The organism is Inquilinus limosus MP06, from assembly GCF_000767795.1.
Taxonomy (GTDB): domain Bacteria; phylum Pseudomonadota; class Alphaproteobacteria; order DSM-16000; family Inquilinaceae; genus Inquilinus; species Inquilinus limosus_E.
Window position 1 is genome coordinate 1 of sequence record NZ_JANX01001091.1, and the last position, 858, is coordinate 858.

The 858-nt window shown below is 72.3% G+C and carries 1 protein-coding gene; it reads left to right on the forward strand.

What is annotated here, in order from left to right; all coding sequences use genetic code 11:
- Nucleotides 1–657: lyase family protein (locus tag P409_RS35390; protein ID WP_034849825.1), on the forward strand; the 657-nt coding region annotated here is incomplete at its 5' end.
- Nucleotides 658–858 lie beyond the last annotated feature (201 nt).

The following is an 858-nucleotide window of genomic DNA, read 5'->3' on the forward strand; positions in this document are numbered from 1 at the left end:
CCGATGCCCTGGCACAGCCAGCGCGACGGCATCGCCGAATTCGCCGGCTGGCTGGCGCTGGTCACCGGCACGCTGGGCAAGATGGGCCGCGACCTGTGCCTCCTGGCCCAGACCGAGGTGGCGGAGGTGCGGCCGGGCGCCAGCGGCGGCTCCTCGACCATGCCGCAGAAATCCAACCCGGTGGGGCCGGAGACGCTGGTCGCCCTGGCCCGCTTCAATGCCGGCCTTGTCGGCCAGATCCAGCAGGCGATGCTGCACGAGCATGAGCGCGACGGCAGCGCCTGGCCAGTCGAATGGCTGGCCCTGCCGCAGATGGCCGTGGCCGCCGGCGCGGCGCTGAGCCATGCCCTGGCCGTGGCCGGCAGCCTGGCCGTCGACAAGGCCCGGATGGCCGGGCAGTTCGAGGCCTCGCACGGCCTGCTGCTGGCCGAGGCCGCCAGCTTCGCCCTCGCCGCCCACATGCCGCGGCCGGAGGCGCAGGCGCTGGTGAAGGAGGCCGCCGCCAAGGCCACCGCCACCGGCCGCCATTTGTTCGAGCTGCTGGCCGAGATGTCCGAGGCGCCGGTCGACTGGCGCGCCTTGCGCGACCCCGCCCGCCACCTCGGCGCGGCGGATGCCTTCATCGACCGGGTGCTGGCTGGGGCAAGGAAGAGCTGACGCGTTGCCTCTCCTGCTCAGAGGGACCCGTTTCAGAACACCGCCGCTTGGGCCGGCCTATCCCCTTCTATCCTCCCCCTCCCCTTGCGGGAGGGGGTAGGGGGAGGGATATTGGCGCCGGCGAGATCGATGTTGAATGTCGCCGCCGGCCCCGCAGAAATCCTGGCCAATTTCACGCCGGTGCTCGCCATCGACAGCCCC